General features: G+C 71.5%; 14 protein-coding genes and 2 pseudogenes. 10 read left to right on the top strand and 6 right to left on the bottom strand.

All coding sequences use genetic code 11. The features are described 5' to 3' along the window. Nucleotides 1-48: 48 nt before the first annotated feature. Complete coding sequence (locus AB0B89_RS17700) at nucleotides 49-1,341, top strand: RNA polymerase sigma factor (RefSeq protein WP_358553535.1); 1,293 nt, start codon at nucleotides 49-51, stop codon at nucleotides 1,339-1,341. On the opposite strand, the gene AB0B89_RS17695 is transcribed toward AB0B89_RS17700, so the two are convergent. Next, nucleotides 1,304-1,888, bottom strand: coding sequence for a LysE family translocator (locus AB0B89_RS17695; protein WP_358553533.1), 585 nt, complete (start codon nucleotides 1,886-1,888; stop codon nucleotides 1,304-1,306). The genes AB0B89_RS17700 and AB0B89_RS17695 overlap by 38 nt on opposite strands. 104 nt (nucleotides 1,889-1,992) lie before the next feature. Next, nucleotides 1,993-3,009 carry a tyrosine-type recombinase/integrase gene (locus tag AB0B89_RS17690; protein WP_358553531.1) on the bottom strand — a complete coding sequence of 339 codons (1,017 nt, stop codon included), beginning with the start codon at nucleotides 3,007-3,009 and terminating at the stop codon, nucleotides 1,993-1,995. 212 nt (nucleotides 3,010-3,221) lie between these two features. Between AB0B89_RS17690 and AB0B89_RS17685 the strand changes: the two genes are divergently transcribed. From AB0B89_RS17685 to AB0B89_RS17650, 8 genes and pseudogenes are all read left to right on the top strand, one after another. Further along, nucleotides 3,222-3,620, top strand: a complete 399-nt coding sequence (locus AB0B89_RS17685; protein ID WP_358553529.1) for a RidA family protein — start codon at nucleotides 3,222-3,224, stop codon at nucleotides 3,618-3,620. Between the two features lie 123 nt (nucleotides 3,621-3,743). After that, nucleotides 3,744-4,248 (top strand): annotated as a pseudogene (gene trpA, locus AB0B89_RS17680) (tryptophan synthase subunit alpha). A 144-nt stretch (nucleotides 4,249-4,392) separates the two neighbouring features. Next, nucleotides 4,393-6,096 carry an ABC transporter substrate-binding protein gene (locus AB0B89_RS17675; RefSeq protein ID WP_358553527.1) on the top strand — a complete coding sequence of 568 codons (1,704 nt, stop codon included), beginning with the start codon at nucleotides 4,393-4,395 and terminating at the stop codon, nucleotides 6,094-6,096. Beyond that, nucleotides 6,083-7,012: an ABC transporter permease gene (locus AB0B89_RS17670; RefSeq protein ID WP_358553525.1), complete on the top strand. Its 930-nt coding sequence runs from the start codon at nucleotides 6,083-6,085 to the stop codon at nucleotides 7,010-7,012. Before AB0B89_RS17675 ends, AB0B89_RS17670 begins: the two co-directional genes overlap by 14 nt. Then, on the top strand, nucleotides 7,009-7,995 hold the full coding sequence (locus AB0B89_RS17665) for an ABC transporter permease (RefSeq protein WP_358553523.1): 987 nt from the start codon (nucleotides 7,009-7,011) through the stop codon (nucleotides 7,993-7,995). The genes AB0B89_RS17670 and AB0B89_RS17665 overlap by 4 nt, the downstream gene beginning before the upstream one ends. Next, entirely contained in the window at nucleotides 7,988-9,022 is a 1,035-nt protein-coding gene (locus AB0B89_RS17660) for an ABC transporter ATP-binding protein (RefSeq protein ID WP_358553521.1), read from the top strand. The genes AB0B89_RS17665 and AB0B89_RS17660 overlap by 8 nt, the downstream gene beginning before the upstream one ends. Continuing rightward, nucleotides 9,019-9,807 carry an ATP-binding cassette domain-containing protein gene (locus tag AB0B89_RS17655; protein WP_358553519.1) on the top strand — a complete coding sequence of 263 codons (789 nt, stop codon included), beginning with the start codon at nucleotides 9,019-9,021 and terminating at the stop codon, nucleotides 9,805-9,807. The genes AB0B89_RS17660 and AB0B89_RS17655 overlap by 4 nt, the downstream gene beginning before the upstream one ends. A 121-nt stretch (nucleotides 9,808-9,928) precedes the next feature. Continuing rightward, complete coding sequence (locus AB0B89_RS17650) at nucleotides 9,929-10,777, top strand: alpha/beta fold hydrolase (protein ID WP_358553517.1); 849 nt, start codon at nucleotides 9,929-9,931, stop codon at nucleotides 10,775-10,777. Here AB0B89_RS17650 and AB0B89_RS17645 read toward each other — a convergent pair. Together AB0B89_RS17645 and AB0B89_RS17640 are read right to left on the bottom strand one after the other, a co-directional pair. Beyond that, nucleotides 10,764-11,726 carry a LysR family transcriptional regulator gene (locus AB0B89_RS17645; RefSeq protein WP_358553516.1) on the bottom strand — a complete coding sequence of 321 codons (963 nt, stop codon included), beginning with the start codon at nucleotides 11,724-11,726 and terminating at the stop codon, nucleotides 10,764-10,766. The two genes, AB0B89_RS17650 and AB0B89_RS17645, sit on opposite strands and share 14 nt — an antisense overlap. A 325-nt stretch (nucleotides 11,727-12,051) precedes the next feature. After that, nucleotides 12,052-13,086, bottom strand: a complete 1,035-nt coding sequence (locus AB0B89_RS17640) for an alcohol dehydrogenase catalytic domain-containing protein (RefSeq protein WP_358553514.1) — start codon at nucleotides 13,084-13,086, stop codon at nucleotides 12,052-12,054. A gap of 175 nt (nucleotides 13,087-13,261) precedes the next feature. Between AB0B89_RS17640 and AB0B89_RS17635 the strand changes: the two genes are divergently transcribed. Further along, nucleotides 13,262-14,149, top strand: coding sequence for a helix-turn-helix transcriptional regulator (locus tag AB0B89_RS17635; RefSeq protein ID WP_358553512.1), 888 nt, complete (start codon nucleotides 13,262-13,264; stop codon nucleotides 14,147-14,149). Between the two features lie 88 nt (nucleotides 14,150-14,237). Here the strand turns inward: AB0B89_RS17635 and AB0B89_RS17630 are convergent, their stop codons facing one another. Continuing rightward, nucleotides 14,238-15,254, bottom strand: a complete 1,017-nt coding sequence (locus tag AB0B89_RS17630) for a tyrosine-type recombinase/integrase (protein WP_358553510.1) — start codon at nucleotides 15,252-15,254, stop codon at nucleotides 14,238-14,240. A 322-nt stretch (nucleotides 15,255-15,576) separates the two neighbouring features. Further along, nucleotides 15,577-15,768, bottom strand: a pseudogene (locus tag AB0B89_RS17625) (hypothetical protein); the annotation flags it as partial.

The raw sequence follows: 15,768 nt of genomic DNA, 5'->3' as shown, positions 1-15,768 counted from the left end.
GGGCGGAGTGTTGCGAGCTCACCGCAGGAGGTGCTCTGATAGGTGGCCGTGACGGCTACCGATGCACGTGGCGCGATCGACGCGGTCTGGAGGATCGAGTCGGCCAGGGTGATCGCCGGTCTCGCACGCATCGTGCGCGATGTCGGCCTCGCCGAGGAGCTCGCGCAGGACGCCCTGGTCGCCGCGCTGGAGCAGTGGCCCGAGTCCGGCGTCCCCCGCAATCCGGGCGCCTGGCTCATGACCGTCGGCAGACGCCGCGCCGTCGACCTCATCCGCCGCGAGCAGCGGTTCGAACGCAAGATCGAGGAGCTCGGTCACGAGTTGCTGACCGGCGGGGAGGGCGCCGAGCCGGATCTTCCCGCTGGCCTGGACGGCGACATCGAGGACGATCTGTTGCGCCTGGTGTTCACCGCCTGCCACCCGGTGCTGTCCACCGAGGCACGGGTGGCGCTCACGCTGAGGCTGCTCGGGGGGCTGAAGACCGAGGAGATCGCGCGGGCGTTCCTGGTGGGGGAGCCGACCGTCGCGCAGCGCATCGTGCGGGCCAAGCGCACGCTGGCCAAGGCGCGCGTGCCCTTCGAGGTGCCGGAGGCCGATGAGCTGGCCGAACGCCTGTCGTCGGTGCTGGAGGTCATCTACCTGGTGTTCAACGAGGGGTACACCGCGACCGCCGGGGACGACTGGATGCGGCCGGCGTTGTGCGAGGAGGCGCTGCGCCTGGGGCGGATCCTGGCCGAGCTGATGCCTGGGGAGCCGGAGGTGCATGGCCTGGTCGCGCTGCTGGAGATCCAGGCGTCTCGGTCGGCCGCGCGGGTGGGCCCGTCGGGGAAGCCGGTGCTGCTGCTCGACCAGGACCGCGCACGCTGGGATCAGCTGCTCATCCGCCGTGGCCTGGCGGCGCTTGCGCGCGCGGAGGTGCTGGGCGGGCCGGCCGGGCCGTACGAGGTGCAGGCGGCGATCGCGGCCTGTCACGCGCGGGCGCGCACCCCCGAGGAGACCGACTGGGAGCGCATCGCGGTGCTGTACGAGGGGTTGGCCCGGCTGGTGCCCTCTCCGGTCGTGGAGCTGAACCGGGCGGTCGCGCTGGGAATGGCGTTCGGGCCTGCGGCGGGGTTGCGGCTGGTGGACGAGCTGACCTCCGAGCCGTCGCTGAGGGGGTATCACCTGTTGCCGAGTGTGCGGGGTGATCTGCTGGCCAAGCTGGGGCGGTTCGACGAGGCGCGTGGGGAGTTCGAGCGCGCGGCGTCGCTCACGCGCAACGAGCGGGAGCGTGCGTTGCTGCTCGATCGGGCCGCGGCGTGCGTTACTGCTGTGACAGGGCCAGGCGCAGCCCGAAAGTGATCAGGATCGCTCCGGTGAGCCGGTCCACGGCCTGGCGTACCCGTGCTTTGGAGAGCCAGCCGCGTGCGAGCTCGGTGCCGAAGATGAGCAGTGTGAACCAGGCCATGCCCTCGATGTTGTGCACCAGTGCCAGCAGCACGCCTGTGAGCAGGTGGGGGGCGCCGTCGGGGATGAACTGGGGGAGCAGGGCGACGTAGAAGACGCCGACTTTCGGGTTGAGCAGGTTGGTGGCCAGGCCGCGGATCCAGGCTCGCCCCGCGCCGCTCGCCGTCTCGGGTTGCGGGGTGGGGTCTGTGGCCTGTCCCGCGCGGGCTCGCCACAGCATGGACGCTCCGAGCCACAGCATGTAGGCCGCGCCGATGTAGCGCAGGAGGGTGTAGGCGAGCGCGGAGGCGGTGAGCAGGGCGGAGATCCCCACTGCGGCGGCGGCTCCCCAGATCAGGACGCCGGTGTTGATCCCTAGGGCGGTGGCGAACGCCTGCCGCCGTCCGCCGGTGACGGCTGCCCGTAGGACCAGGGCGGTGTCGAGCCCGGGGATGATCGTCATCAATCCGGCCACCACCGCAAAAGACGCAAATGAGGAAATCACCCCCCTATCATCCACACCCACCACACCACCGAACGACCGGCCCTCAGGCGGCGCGGCGGGGGTCACTCGCCGGAGGCGGGGCGGCGCAGCAGGGGATGGGCGCGCATCGCGACCTCCAGCTCACCGGGCAGCTCGTCACGGTAGCGGCCGAGGGTGGACAGGTCGCTGTGACCGAGCACCCTGCGCACGGCGTCCATGTCGACCGCGTCGGCGAGCAGGTGGGTGGCGGTGGTGTGCCGCAGCCCGTGCGGGGTCACCGAACGCCGCTGGGCGGGGTCGATCCGCCGCTGGACCCGGTCGATCACCGCCTGCACGTCACCCCGCGCCAGCCGCCTTCCGCGCCACGACAACAGCAGGGCCTTCTCGGAGGTGGCGGGCCGGCCACCCGACAGGTAGGCGTCGAGCACCTCGGCCACGTCGTGGGGGAGCGGCACGTCGCGTGTCTTGCCGCCTTTGCCGAAGATGCGCCAGTAGCGGACGCCGTCATTGGTGTAGAAGTCTTCGACGTTCGCCCGCACCAGCTCCGACACCCTCGGGCCGAGGGTGGACAGCAGGAGCACGATCAGCGCGTCGCGGACCTCGGTGCGCTGGTCGCGCCGCCCGCCCTCGGGCTCGGCCGCGGTCAGGGAGCGGGCGGCTCCGACGAGCCCCTGGGCCTGCTCGCGGGTCAGCGCCCGCCGCTCGGCTCGCAGCCCGCCGCGCTCCTTGGCGGTGACCGTCGCCGCCGTCATCGGGTCGACCTGCACCCAGCCGGCCACGGTGGCGTACTTGAAGAACGCCGACACCGACCGGCGGAACCGCGACTGCGAGGAGGGGCTCTGCGACTCGCCGCCGGGGGAGGACCGCCGCCCGTCGGGTTTGCGGGCGAACGCCAGCAGCACCGCGTCGACGTCCTCGCCGGTCAGGTCGTCGAGCACTCCCTCGGCCCCGGCCAGCCGCACGAACGTCGCCACGTCGCGCGCGTACACCTCGGCCGTCGCCGGGGACAGGGCCCCGGTGACGGTCTTGGCGCGGACCAGTTCGAGGTAACGGTCGGCGGACTCCTGGACGGTGAGTCGCTTCAGCTCAGCGGGTCGCATCGATCAGCTCAGTCCCTTCGGCCATGATCCTGCCGACCGTACCGGGTCCCACCGACATTTCCGCGGGGCCGTCCACGGCCCGGGTCCGCGGGACGTACCTCACCGGGCGCCGCGACCGGGCGGCGGCGGCGGCGGAAAACCATGTGACACCCGGCGACCGGCGTCGTCATGATGACCGGTCGTAGGAGACCCGTATCGTGAGGAGTTCACCGATGGTCCAGCGAACGACCGTGCCGAACCTGGTGCCGCCGCCCGGATACGCTCACGCGGCGGTGGTCGAGGCGGGGGAGAGGCTGGTGTTCATGGCGGGCGCCGTGCCCGTCGACGCCGACGGTGACCTCGTCGGACCGGGGGACCCGGTCGCCCAGGCGCGGCAGGTGCTGGCCAATCTGACCACGGCTCTGCGCGCGGTCGGCAGCGACCTGCGGCACGTGGTCGCCAGCACCGTCTATGTCGCGGCGTCCGAGCACCAGGATCTGATCCGGGTGTGGGATGTCGTGCGCGCTTCGGAGTTGTCGGACGGCCCGCACACCTCGACCCTGCTCGGGGTCTCCTACCTTGGGTATTCCGGGCAGCTCGTCGAGATCACCGCCACCGCCGTCGTCCCCTGAGGGGGGGGCTGCCGGAAAACGCGGGGAAGGACGACCGCGGCGGGGTGGTCGATCACCTCGGCCGGCGTCACCAGGACCGGCTCAGAGCGGTCGTACTGGAACCCGATCGCCCGCTACGGGATCTTGCGCTTCACCACCGAACTGGCCGACGCGGGCGGGGCGGGCTGCATCCTGTCCGACCTGCCCGTCCAGGAATCCGCGACGTGGCGCGGCCATGCCGGCAGGCAGGGCCTGGCGACCGTCTTCATCGTCGCGCCCAGCACCAGGGACGAACGGCTGAGGCGGATCACCGCCGCCGGTTCCGGTTTCGTCTACGCGGCCTCGACCATGGGTCACCGGTGTCCGTGACACCGTCGGCGCCTCGGCCGCCGATCTCGTGCGGCGGACCAGGGCGACGACCGATCTGCCGGTCTGCGTCGGCGTGTCCACCCCCGACCAGGCCGCCGAGGTGGCGGGCTACGCCGACGGCGTGGCCGTCGGCACCGCTTTCGTCCAAGCCCTCCTCGACGCCCCCGACGAGACCACCGGCCTGGCGTCCCTGCGCGCCCTCACCACCGCGCTGGCCAGGGGCGTCCGCGGACTACCCGCCGCCCCGGCCGCCGGGTTATCGTGGACGTCACGCACGTAGATCTCCGCGATCTTTCAGATTTTCTGAAAGGTCACCTGCAGAACTCCTCGATGGACGCGTGCTCTCGCCCGCCAACAGACTCCCTTCCTGAGATCCAAGCAGCGGACCCGACCGATCGGGACCGCCTCACAGGAAGCGCGATCTATGGCGAACCGATCCCGGAGAGTGGTGCCCGCAGGGCTCGCGCTCGTCCTGGCCCTCGTGATGGCGGGCTGTAACGCGAACTCGCGGTCCACCGAGCCGGCGAAGGACAACAACACGACGGCGCTGGAGTCCCTGCCCCAGGGCGGGACCCTGCACTACCTCTCGCGGCGCGCGAACGAGTCCTTCGAGACCGCCAACGCGCAGATGGTGCCGACCAGCCGGCTGCGGTGGGTGCACCGCGGGCTGACGTCGTGGCGGACGCACCCGGACAAGGACACGGTCCTGGTGCCGGACCTCGCCACCGACACCGGTACGACGGACGACGGCGGCAAGACGTGGACCTTCACGCTGCGGGAGGGCCTGAAGTTCTCCGACGGCAACCCGATCACCGCGCAGGACGTGAAGTACGGCATCGAGCGGTCGTTCGCGCCGATGTTCCAAGGTGGCCTCGGCTACCACAAGACGCTGCTGGTCGGCGGCACCCACTACGACGGCCCGTACGACGGCAAGGAGCTCGACTCCATCGAGGTCGTCGGCGACCACAAGATCGTCTTCCACCTGACGCGTTCGTTCGGCAACTGGCCGTGGATCGTCAGCATGCCGGCGTTCGCGCCGGTGCCGGCCGCGGCCGACACCGAGCCGGAGACCTACGGCGAGCACCCGGTCGCCAGCGGCCCGTACCAGGTGACGAGCTTCCGCAAGGGCTCGCAGGCGGTACTGGACCGCAACCCGAACTGGAAGGCCGACACCGACCAGGCGCGGTCCGCCGGCCCGGACAAGATCGTCCTCGACATGGGCCTGAACAACGACACGATCGTGCAGCGCCTCATCGACGACAAGGGCGAGGACCAGACCGCGATCAGCAACGCGCTCATCTCCCCGTCGCAGTTCCAGCGGATCGAATCCGACCCGTCGATCTCCGGCCGCATGGCCAACAGCCCGTCGGGCTACTTCCGCTACCTCGCCATGAACGTCAAGCGCCCGGGCCTCTCCGACGTCCGCGTGCGGCAGGCGATCAACTACGCGATCAACAAGGCCGAGCTGCAGAGCGTGTACGGCGGCCCGAAATTCGGCGCCCAGATCACCTCGACCATCATGACGCCCGGCATCCCCGGCTACACCAAGTACAACCTGTACGACGGCGGTGACACCGGCAACGCCGACAAGGCGAAGCAGCTGCTCGCCGACGCCGGCGTCTCCGGCCTGAAGCTCACCCTGACCTACCCGACCGACGTGAGTGCGATCGAGGAGAAGGAAGCCCAGAGCATCAAGAACTCGCTGGCGCGGGCCGGCGTCAAGGTCGAGCTCAAGGGCCTCGACGGCGACACCTGGTACGAGCTCATCTCCTCCGCCGACGGCGACTACGACATGACGACGAACGGCTGGGGAGCGGACTTCCCGAGCGGCATGAGCACCGTCCAGCCGCTGTTCGCCTCAAGCGAGATCGGCAACGGCGGCGGCAACGCCTCGAAGTTCTCCAACCCCGAGGTGGACGCCGCGATCGACGCCGCGAGCGCGGAGCCGGACCTCGACAAGGCCGCCGAGATGTGGGCCGCGATCGACAAGCAGATCATGAAGGACGCCCCGGTCGTGCCGATCCTCGTGCAGCGCACGCAGGCCCTGGCCGGTTCGAAGATCCGGAACTACTTCATCCCCTCCTACCCTCCGTTCGCGAACGAGCTGGTCGTCGGTGTCGATCGCTGAGATCCAGCAGGCGGAGGGCCGGGGTACGCCGGTCCTCCGCCGCTTCCTGCGGAGGCGGTCCGGCGTCGCCGGCCTGCTCATGCTGGTCGTACCGCTCATCGCGGGGCTTTGCGCCCCGCTGCTCGTGCCGATCGAGGGACAGGACCCGAGCACCTTGCACACCGACCTGCTCGACCCGGACGGCGGCCGTCCGCTGGGCGCCTTCGGCGGCGTCAGCGCCGACCACTGGTTCGGCGTCGTCCCGGTGACGGGCGTCGACCTGTTCGCCCAGATCGTCTACGGCATCCGCTCCTCGCTGTTCATCGCGTTCGGGGCGAGCATCCTGTCGATCGCCTTCGCCGCCGTCCTCGGTACGGCGATCGGGTACTTCGGCGGCTGGCTCAACGCCGTCGCGGGGCGGGTGATCGACTTCATGTTCGGCTTCCCGGGCCTGATGTTCGTCATCGCGATCATGGCGATCGTGCCGCCGGAGATGCCCAGGGGCCTGGTCCTGGTGCTGGTACTGGCCTTCTTCGGCTGGACCGTCCCGGCCCGGATCATCGGCGTCCAGGCCGGCGCCATCAACGCCCGCGCCTTCGTCGAGGCGGCGCGCGCGACCGGGGCCCCGCCCTGGCAGATCATCCGCCGCGAGATGCTGCCGCACCTCTTCGGCCTGGTCGTCGTCCTGTTCGCGATGTCACTGCCCGGCAACGTCAGCGTCGTCGCGGGACTGTCGTTCCTCGGCGTCGGCCTGCGAGGCGACGTCCCCGACCTCGGCAAGCTGCTCTCGGACTCGCTGCCGTGGATCTACAGCGGCGCGGACGTCTGGTACATGCTCTTCCCGGGCGCCGTGGTGTTCCTGATCGTATTCGGCGCCACACTCGCAGGCGACGCGCTCCGCGACGTCCTCGACGTGCGCACGGAGGATGCCACATGATCGTCTACATCGCCCGCCGCATGGTCACCGCGGTGCTGATGCTCCTCGCGATCGCCTTCGTGACGATAGCCCTCTTCTTCGGGGCCTCCAAGGACCCGGCCCGCGCCATGTGCGGCAAGCCGTGCCCGCCCGAGACCCGGGCCAAGGTCAGCGCCTACATGCAGACCGACCAGAGCGCGGTGTGGCAGTACACCGAGTTCGTGAAGGGACTCTTCGTCGGCCGTACGTACGGCCAGGGCGCCCAGCAGGTTCACTGCAACGCACCCTGCTTCGGCTACTCGTTCCCCAACCGCAGCGACGTCACGACGCTCATCGCCGAGCGGCTGCCCGTCACGTTGTCGCTCGCGTTCGGCGCGGCCGTCCTGTGCCTCGTCGTGGGCATCGGCCTCGGCGCGTTGTCGGCGATACGCAAGGGCGGCACCCTCGACCGGTTCTCGACCGGCTTCGCGATGTTCGGGCTGTCGGTGCCGACCTTCCTCGTCGGCCTGCTCGTCGTCCAGGTCTTCGGCTTCATGCTCAACGCGCTGCCGTACTCCGGCTTCGTGTCCTTCTCGGAGTCACCGGCGAACTGGGCCTGGCACCTGATCGGCCCGTGGATGGTGCTGTCGTTCATCCTCGCCGCCGGCTACATCCGGGTCACCCGCACCCAGCTCCTCAACGAGCTCTCGGCCGACCACCTCGTCGCGATGACCGCGCGCGGCGCGTCGACCCGGCAGGTGAACCGGCACGCCGTCCGCGGCGTGATGGTGCCGGTCGTGGCCATGTTCGCGCTCGACGTCACCGCGCTTTTGGGCGGGTCGGTGATCGCGGAGAAGGTGTTCAGCCTGCACGGGCTCGGCGACCTGCTGCTGGCCGGGGTGAACGAGTCCGACCTGAGCATCGTCGTCGGGGTGACGCTCTTCTCCGCCTTCCTCATCATCATCGGCAACCTGATCGTCGACCTGCTGATGCCGCTTCTCGATCCGAGGATCCGCCGTGCCTGACCCCGTACTCCAGGTCGAGGACCTGTGCGTCTCGTTCACCAGCGGCGGCGTCACCGCCGATGTCGTCCAGGACCTGTCCATGAGGCTGGACGGCGGCCGCACGCTCGCCGTGGTCGGCGAGTCGGGGTCGGGCAAGACGATCACCGGCCGGGCGATCATGCGGCTGCTGCCGCGCGGGGCGAGCGCCCGGGGCCGGATCGTCGTCGCCGGCCGCGACATGCTCTGCGCCGACGATCGCGAGCTGCGCCGGGCCCGTGGCTCCGACGTGGCCATGGTGTTCCAGGACTCGATGTCCGCCCTCAGCCCGTACCTCGACATCGGCGCGCACATCGCCCAGGCGGTCCGCCTGCACGACCCGTCGGTCACCCGCCGCGCCGCGCGGGCCCGGGCGGTCGACATGCTCGACCGGGTCGGCATCCCCGAGCCCGCGGACGCCGTACGCCGCTTCCCGCACGAGTTCTCCGGCGGCATGCGGCAACGCGCGGTGATCGCGATGGCCCTGGTGAACCGGCCCGCGCTCCTCATCGCCGACGAGCCGACCACCGCGCTCGACGTGACGGTGCAGGCGCAGATCCTGGCCCTGCTCCGCGAACTCCAGCAGGAGTACGGCATGGCGATGCTCCTGATCAGCCACGACTTCGGGGTGGTGGGGAGCGCGGCGGACGAGGTCCTGGTGCTGTACGCCGGCCGCCAGGCCGAGTACGGCAGCCTCCGCGACATCTTCGATCAGCCCGCCCACCCGTACACCGCCGGTCTCCGCGCGGCCACGCCGCGGCTGGACGCCCGGCTCGACACGGCAGGGGAGCGGACCCGGCTCCGCGCCATCCCCGGCGCGCCCACGTCGCTGCGCGACGCCGGACCGGGTTGCGCCTTCGCGCCGCGTTGCGGCCTCGCCGACCAGGTCGGCGAGCGCTGTGTCGTGGAGGCACCGCTGCCCACCGTCCGCCCGACCAGCCAGGGCGGCGGGCCGCACCTGGCGGCCTGCCACCTCGATCGTCTCCCCGCACTGCAGGAGGTCACCCGGTGAGCGAGCCGATCCTGGAGATGACCGACGTCAGCAAGCGCTACCGCACCGCCGGTGGCTTCGGCCGCGGGCGCAAGGGCTTCCTGGCCGTCGACGGCGTCTCGCTCCACCTGGAGCGGGGCGAGGCGCTCGGCCTGGTCGGCGAGTCCGGCTCGGGCAAGTCCACGCTGGCGCGCATGGCCAACGGCCTGGTGGTGGCCACGTCCGGCACCGTCCGCACCGACGGGCAGGACGTCGCCCGCCTCAGCCGGCGAGGACTGCGGCGGCTGAGGCGCAACGTCGCCATGGTCTTCCAGGACCCGCTGGCGTCGCTGAACCCGCTGCAGACCGTGCGGCAGACGCTGGAGAACGTCTTTCGCGCGCACGGCGAGACGACGTCGACCGCCGAGCTGGTCGCGCTGCTGGAGTCGGTCGGCCTCGGCGCCGACTACCTGAGGCGTTACCCGCACGAGGCGTCCGGCGGGCAGCTCCAGCGCGTCGCCGTGGCGCGCGCGCTCGCCCTCAAGCCGGACCTGATCATCGCCGACGAGCCGACTTCGGCGCTCGACGTGTCGGTGCGTGCCCAGATCCTCAACCTGCTGGCCGACCTGCAGCGCGACCAGGGGATCTCGTTCCTCCACGTCAGCCACGACCTGGCGGTGATCCGCCTCTACAGCGACCGCGTCGCCGTCATGCAGCGCGGCCGCGTCGTCGAGACCGGCCCGTCCGATGAGATCTTCCGCTCTCCGCGGCACCCCTGCACGCGCGCGCTGGTCGAGGCGACACCGGAGGCGGAGCTGCCGGCCTGACCCGCGGGAGCGTTGCGCGACGCCGATCAGGCGTGTCACGATCATGACCATGACTCACCGAACGACCACCCCGTCGTGAGCCGGCCGGAGGCCGGCGCGACAGAGTACTGAATGAGGACACGTGGGAACCGACCTGTTCGTCCGAGAGTACGGGCGGGACGCAGCAGATGCGCCCGCCATCCTCATCCTGCACGGCGCCGTGGAGTCCGGCGCGTGCTACGGCGACGCCGTCGACCGCTGGTGCGGCGACTACCACATCGTGGCGCCGGACGCCCGGGGCCACGGGAAGTCGCCCAGCCGCCTGCCCGAGCACGCGGGCGTTCCGTCCACCGACGTGATGGTGCAGGACGCGATCGACATCCTCAAGGACATGCTCGACCAGACCGGGCGCAAGACGCTCGTCGTCGGGCACTCCATGGGCGCGCGGATCGCCGCCTTCGTCGCCGCCGACGCCCCGCACCTCGTGGCCGGCGTCGTGCTGGAGGACCCGCCGTGGTGGGTGCCGGAGGCCGGTCCCAACCCGTGGCTCAGCGTCGAGCAGACCGTCAAGGACCCCTTCGACTACGCCGACACCGCGTCGGTCGAGGAGCTCATGGACATGCAGCGCGAGCTCAAGCCCCACTGGGCGGAGCAGGAACTGCGCCCGCTCGCCGAGGCGATGAAGGCCGTCGACATCAACTACATGGAACAGCGGGTCCACGAAAAACGCCGGATCTGGACGCCGACCGCGCGGCAGATCACGGTCGGCCCGGCCGGCGTGCCGGCGCTGCTCATCACCGGCACCGGCGACGTCATCGTCGACAAACACTCCCGTGAGCGCCTCACGGCCGTCGCGCCCGGCTTCGACGTCGTCGTGATCGAGGGCGCCCACCACTGCGTGCGCCGCGACAAGCCGGAGGAGTACCACCGGCACGTCGACGCCTTCCTCCGCGAGAACGCGCCGTCGGCCCGAGCCGTCACTCGACGCTGAAGGTGTCGGACCGCGCGAGCGGGCCGTAGACCTCCGAGTCCGGCTCGGCGACCGCGGACCGCATCGCCTCCAGCCCCGCGCGTACGACGGGGTGGCCCTGGTTGTCGCGCCGCGTCGTCATGATCACCTTGCGCAGCGGCGCGATGCCGCGCGTCGGCAGGATCGTCACCCAGTCGGCGTCGCGGGCGGAGAGCGCGGACTCCGGCACCAGGCAGATCCCCGCCTCGGCGGCGACCAGCGCCAGCGCGGCGCGGTAGTCGTCGGAGACATGGGCGATCGGCGGGTGGAAGCCGAGCTCGGCGCACGCCTGCAGCACCATCGTGCGGCACGGGTTACCGGGCGAGGGCATGATCCAGCCCTCCTCGGTGAGCTGGGTGAGCCCGATGCCCTCCTCGCCGGACAGCGGGTGCGCGTGGGGCAGGACGGCCTTGAACCGCTCGATGTAAAGCGGGAACTTCACGATGTCGGGGGAGTCGCGCTCAGGGTCGGACTCGTACTCCAGGCTGACGGTCACGTCGATATCGCCGCGCATCAGCATCCGGTGGCTCATGTGCGCCTCCGCGTCGACGACCGTGACGTCGACGCCCGGCGCCTGGCGGCGCATCTCGACGATGGCGGGTGCCACCAACCAGCTGATCGCCGTGGGGAAGGCGCCGATCCGGAGCTGCCCGAGGACACCACCCGCGTGCGCGGCCAGATCGGCCTCGGCGATCTTCAGCCGGGAGCTGATCTCCTCGGCGTGCCCCGCGAGGATGCGCCCGGCCGGCGTGAGCGCCAGCTTGCGCCCCGTTCGTACGACCAGCGCGTGGCCGACCTCCCGCTCGAGGGCCGCGAGCTGCTGCGACACCGCGGACGGCGTCAGGTGCAGCGCCGCCGCGGTCGCGGTGACCGAGTCGGACAGCACGAAGGCACGGAGGACGAGGAGACGTCGGGGGTCGATCGTGGGCACGCGGGCTCCGTCGCGAGTCGGCCGGGCGTCCGTCGCGGTACGGGCATCCGCGAGGCGGGACCGGGGGACCCCGATGCTAGCGGGCGCCTCCGGATGCAAAGCACCCCGGCATGGGGTGACCTGCTCGCGGCATGCGGCGTCACTGATCGCCGCCGGCGACGCTCCTGCCGGGATGAGAGGTGCGGGGAGCCTGATATTCGGCGTCGGTGACCTTCTCGCCCCACACCGTCTCAGGGCCCGCGTCCGGGCCGGTGTCGAGCGTGGATCACGGTCCGGCGCGGCGGTCCCGGCCGCGGCACGGCGAGGGCCCGGCCGGCCCGGCGTTCTACGGGCGGACGAGGACCTTGAGCGCCTCACGGCGGTCCATGGCGCGGTAGCCGTCGGGCACCTGCTCCAGGCCGATCTCGCGGTCGAACACCTTGCCCGGCTGGACAGAGCCGTCAAGGACGGCGGGCATGAGCTCCTCGACGTAGGCGCGCGCCGGGGCGGGACCGCCGGTCAGGGTGATGTTCGGGCCGAACAGGGCGGCGAACCCGACCGGCGCCGCCTCGTACTGCGGCACCCCGACCCGCGAGATCACCCCGCCGGCCCGGACCACGCCGATCGCCTGCTCGTAGGCGGGCATGTGACCGACCGCCTCCAGCACCTTGCGGGCGCCGTGGCCGCCGGTCAGTTCCCGGACCTTCGCGATCCCCTCCTGGCCGCGCTCGGGCACCACGTCGGTGGCGCCGAACTCCCGGCCCAGGTCGGTGCGGTCCTTGTGCCGCCCCATCAACACGATGCGCTCGGCGCCCAGCCGCTTGGCCGACAGCACCGCCATCAGGCCCACCGCGCCGTCACCGATCACCACGACCGTGTCTCCCGGGCCGACGTGCGCCCGCCTGGCGGCGTGGTAGCCGGTCCCGTACACATCCGACAGCGTCAGCAGGTGCGGAAGGAGCTCGGAATCCTCGCCGACGGGCGCCTTGACCAGCGTCCCGTCCGCCAGCGGCACCCGGACGGCCTCGGCCTGGCCGCCGCCGATCCCGCCCGCGGCCCAGAAACCGCCGTGCAGGCATGAGGTCTGCAGGCCTTCCCGGCAGAACTCGCACGTGCCGTCCGACCACGCGAACGGCGCGATCACCAGATCACCCCGCCGTACGGTCGACACCTGCGCGCCGATCTCCTCCACCACGCCGACGAACTCGTGCCCCATCGGGGTGGCCTCGCCGGCGGGCATCGAGTGGTAGGGGTGCAGGTCCGACCCGCAGATGCAGGCCGTCACCACCCGCACCAGCGCGTCCGTCGGCCGCTGGAGCACCGGGTCCGGGACCGTGTCGATCCGCACATCACCCGCCCCGTACATGAATGCCGCTCGCATATCACTGTCCTCACGTCATCGCCGCTGGTCAGAGCCCTACCCGGCCCGGCCGGCCAGGGCCTGGCAGGGGGCTCACCCCCAGCAAACGCGCTTTCGTCCAGACGCGGCAGTGCCTGCCGTTCCAGGTAACGCCAGTACCTGCTTCAGCCGCACGGCGTCGCATACCGTGAGGTCCATGGACGACCGCTCCGAGATCCAGGAATTCCTCGCCTCCCGCCGCGCCCGCATCACCCCCGAACAGGCCGGGCTGCCCGCCTACGGCGGCAACCGGCGCGTCAAGGGGCTGCGCCGCGAAGAGGCCGCCATGCTCGCCGGCGTCTCGGTCGACTACTACGTCCGGCTGGAGCGCGGCAACCTGTCCGGCGCCTCCGACGGCGTCCTGGACGGCGTCGCCCGCGCCCTCCACCTCGACGACGCCGAACGCGAACACCTGTTCGACCTGGCGCGGCGGGCACCGGTCACCGCCATCGGCCGGCGCCGAACCCCCGCACGCAAGATCCGGCCCGTCCTCCAGCACATGCTGGACGCCATCAGCCACGCCCCCGCCTGGATCCGCAACGACCGCCACGACCTGCTGGCCGCCAACCCGCTCGCCCTCGCCCTGTACGCGCCCGTCCTGGCCGACCCCCGCCGCCCCGCCAACACCGCCCGCTTCATCTACCTCGACCCCGCCGCCAAGGACTTCTTCACCGACTGGGACACCGCCGCCGACGACATCGCCGCGATGCTCCGCGCCGAAGCCGGCCGCAACCCCCACGACAAGGACCTCACCGATCTCATCGGCGAACTGTCCACCCGCAGCGAGACCTTCCGCCGCCGCTGGGCCGACCACAACGTCCGCCACCACCGCACCGGCATCAAGAAACTCCACCACCCCGCGGTCGGCCACCTCGAACTCCACTTCGAGGCCATGACCCTGACCTCCGACCCCGGCCTCACCCTCCTGATCTACACCGCCGCCCCCGGCACCCCCAGCGCCGACAACCTGCGCCTCCTGGCCACCTTTGCCGCCACCCGGGACCAGCCCGCCGCCGGCCGCGCCGTGCACGAGGACCGGCCCTGATCCGGTGCCCTCTTCCCGGCCGCGAACCACCCCAGCGCGGACGACCGGGCCGAGACACCCCGCAGGCGTCCCCGCGGCACGGCGGCACTCACCGCCCGGAGGCGTCCCCACGCGGGCGCAACCGGTCCAGCACCCCGTACGCGGGGTTGCCCCGCGCCGCGCCGCGCACCTCACGAGCCGTCGAGGCGACGTACGCCTGCCCGGTGACGATCGAGGAGTGGCCGAGCAGTTCCATCAGCTCGTGCGCGGAGGCGCCGCGTTCGGCCAGCCGGGTGGCGAACTCGTGCCGCAACGCGTGCACCAGCGTGCCCTTCTGCACCCGGTCGTGGATCCCCGCGTACCGGTAACACTGGCGCACCAGATACTGCAGCCCGCCCCGCTGCAGGGGCTCGTTCCTGGTGTCGACGAGCAGCGCGGCCGAGCGGGGGAGCGTTGTCAGCCCGAACCGGCGCAGGCGGCTTTCCAGGTAGTCGCCGATCAGGTGCTCGATGGGCGGCTCGATCGGCAGTGAGCGGGTCTTTCCGCCCTTGCCGACCACCTGGATCCTCCGGTCGCCGGGGGACCCGCCGATCGCGCCGAGGGTGACGCTCAGCAGCTCGGCCGAGCGCATCCCGGTGACCAGGGCCAGCGCCAGGACCACCAGGTCACGTTCGACCCAGGGGTCGCGCGCCTGGCGGGCGCCGTCGGCGACGCGTTCCAGCAGGGTCGCGGACGCCGAGCCGTCACCGAGCAGGGGTTTGGGGGCCTTGGGGGGTTGTTTGGGCCGGGGGACCGCGGCCATCGGGTTGCCTTCGAGCATTCCTTCGGCGACGCAGAACGTCAGGAACTGGTTCCAGGCGCTCCACGCGCGGTTCACGCTGGCCGGTGAGCGGGGTTCGGCGAAGTCGGCGAACGCGGTGCGCACCAGGCGCCCGTTCAGGTGGCGCACCTCCAGGTCGCCTTCCGGTACGCCGGTGAGGCCGGCGGCGATCGCGGAGACGATGTGGAGGTCGCGCTGGTACCCGGCGATGGTGTGCGGGGACAGCTTCTTGGTGCGCAGCGAGGAGAGGAACTCGGTGACGGCTTCGGGCATGCGCATCAGCACCAAGGGGTCACGATCGCTCATGGCGCTCTCCGCGCCCGGTGCGGGGAGTAACCTCGAAAACCTCGAAAGCGTGGCATAAGTCCTGCGATCATGCATGAAATCAGTGAGAACGGCCTGGTGACACGCCGAACCGCCGAAGAGATCCTTGACCGGGCCACCTGGCACGAGAAGCGCCCGAACCGCCGCGCCGTCGCCCGGCCGGGGGATCGGCGTGGTCACCGAGCCACGCGGACCGGGAATTCCCTGGCCGCACGGCCCGCCCACACCGACCGGGGCCGCACCCCCGTACGCGGGTGCGGCCCCGATGCGCGGCCGGTGCCGTCACCAACCCCGGGACAGGGGGCTACGGCAGGGTGGCCAGGTGTGGCTTGACCGTGCGGGAGAAGTTCCAATTGGCGGCGGCGTCCCAGTTGATCGACCAGGTCATCGCGCCCCGGATGCCCGGGTAGGCGCGCGGCGGGACGAAGGTCCCGCAGTTCTCTTCATCGTCAGCTCGCTGATCGGTGTGCTGACCGCCGGCCTGGAGAACCGGATC

The organism is Sphaerisporangium sp. NPDC049002 (assembly GCF_040649355.1).
Taxonomy (GTDB): domain Bacteria; phylum Actinomycetota; class Actinomycetes; order Streptosporangiales; family Streptosporangiaceae; genus Sphaerisporangium.
This window is presented reverse-complemented; position numbering and strand designations above follow the sequence as displayed.

Excerpts from the sequence above, each read along its gene's own strand:
- AB0B89_RS17695 (WP_358553533.1), bottom strand. The coding sequence starts at position 1,888 with ATGACGATCATCCCCGGGCTCGACACCGCCCTGGTCCTACGGGCAGCC.
- AB0B89_RS17690 (WP_358553531.1), bottom strand. The coding sequence starts at position 3,009 with ATGCGACCCGCTGAGCTGAAGCGACTCACCGTCCAGGAGTCCGCCGAC.
- AB0B89_RS17685 (WP_358553529.1), top strand. The coding sequence starts at position 3,222 with ATGGTCCAGCGAACGACCGTGCCGAACCTGGTGCCGCCGCCCGGATAC.
- AB0B89_RS17675 (WP_358553527.1), top strand. The coding sequence starts at position 4,393 with ATGGCGAACCGATCCCGGAGAGTGGTGCCCGCAGGGCTCGCGCTCGTC.
- AB0B89_RS17665 (WP_358553523.1), top strand. The coding sequence starts at position 7,009 with ATGATCGTCTACATCGCCCGCCGCATGGTCACCGCGGTGCTGATGCTC.
- AB0B89_RS17640 (WP_358553514.1), bottom strand. The coding sequence starts at position 13,086 with ATGCGAGCGGCATTCATGTACGGGGCGGGTGATGTGCGGATCGACACG.
- AB0B89_RS17635 (WP_358553512.1), top strand. The coding sequence starts at position 13,262 with ATGGACGACCGCTCCGAGATCCAGGAATTCCTCGCCTCCCGCCGCGCC.
- AB0B89_RS17630 (WP_358553510.1), bottom strand. The coding sequence starts at position 15,254 with ATGAGCGATCGTGACCCCTTGGTGCTGATGCGCATGCCCGAAGCCGTC.